Genomic DNA, 1014 nt, shown 5'->3' with positions numbered 1-1014 from the left:
TGTATTGATTTCCCCAACTACTTCACCGTCTACACGAACGGCTGCTTCACTGACTCGTTGAATTAGCGCTATCACTACTCTCGCTTCCTTCATCTGTTAACTGAGATTCAGCCGACGAGTGTATCATGTCTAGATCTTCACTCCAGTGCTCTTGCTCACCCAATGCTGCGGTGACTTCTGCCCCCAGCAAGACGATCATCCAGCACAAGTAAACCCAGACAAACAAGATAGGAATTGCGGCTAAAGCGCCGTAAATCAGCTGGTAAGACGGGAACTGAGTGATATAGAGGGCAAAGCCTTTCTTACTTAATTCAAACAGTATCGCCGCAACGGCGGCGCCTACAGCACCATGCGCTAAATGCACTTTTTTGTTTGGCACCAGAATGTACAAACCTAAAAATGCAAAAAATGACAGCAAGAGCGGCAACCAGCGTAAGAACAAATTGAAGGCGCCAGACAGCGTTTCATTTTCTACGAAATGTAACGACGTGACATAAGACGTTGCTGCGATACTCGCGCCGACTAAAATCGGCCCCAGCGTTAATACCATCCAATACATCGAAAATGAGAACACCAAACGGCGCTTGTCTTTGACTCGCCAGATGTAGTTTAGATTTTTATCGATGTTGGAGATCAGCATCAGCGCAGCAATAAACAAGAAGCCACCACCGACGGCACTCATTTTGCCAGTGTTCGCCACAAACTCTTGCAGTGCAGTGTGCACCGCCTCACCAGATGCCGGTACAAAGTTTTCGATGATGTAGCCTTGCAGCACTTCGCCAACGTTCGCGAAAACAGGGAACTTCGACAATATTGATAACAGTACCGTTAACATTGGCACGATGGATAGCAAGGTAATATAGGCAAGGTAGCCAGCATTTACATTAACGCGATCATGCGTCAAACGCTTAAGAAGATACTTAAAAAACGCGACGCAACTTGGCAGTAGATTGCTCAATCTCGCCTTGTAACTCTCTGATAACTGGTTCATAGTTCATCCCATAATTAGCGTCG

Annotated in this window: 1 protein-coding gene and 1 pseudogene; both read right to left on the bottom strand. The window is 46.4% G+C overall.

Going from position 1 to position 1014, the window contains the following annotated elements:
• Positions 1 to 75: pseudogene (locus tag R7D93_RS26230) on the bottom strand (D-tyrosyl-tRNA(Tyr) deacylase); the annotation flags it as partial.
• A complete protein-coding gene (locus R7D93_RS26225) occupies positions 47 to 991 on the bottom strand; it encodes a virulence factor BrkB family protein (protein WP_318129674.1) in 945 nt (314 codons plus the stop codon). The pseudogene R7D93_RS26230 and the gene R7D93_RS26225, both read right to left, overlap by 29 nt.
• Between the last annotated feature and the right edge of the window lie 23 nt (positions 992 to 1014).

It is taken from the genome of Vibrio sp. YT-15 (assembly GCF_033337445.1).
GTDB lineage: Bacteria > Pseudomonadota > Gammaproteobacteria > Enterobacterales > Vibrionaceae > Vibrio > Vibrio alginolyticus.
Note: the sequence above shows the minus strand (reverse complement) of the source record. Positions and strands in the feature narration are given on the sequence as shown.

Bases quoted from the DNA above. Each gene is read 5' to 3' on its own strand.
- R7D93_RS26225 (WP_318129674.1), bottom strand. From the start codon at position 991: ATGAACCAGTTATCAGAGAGTTACAAGGCGAGATTGAGCAATCTACTG.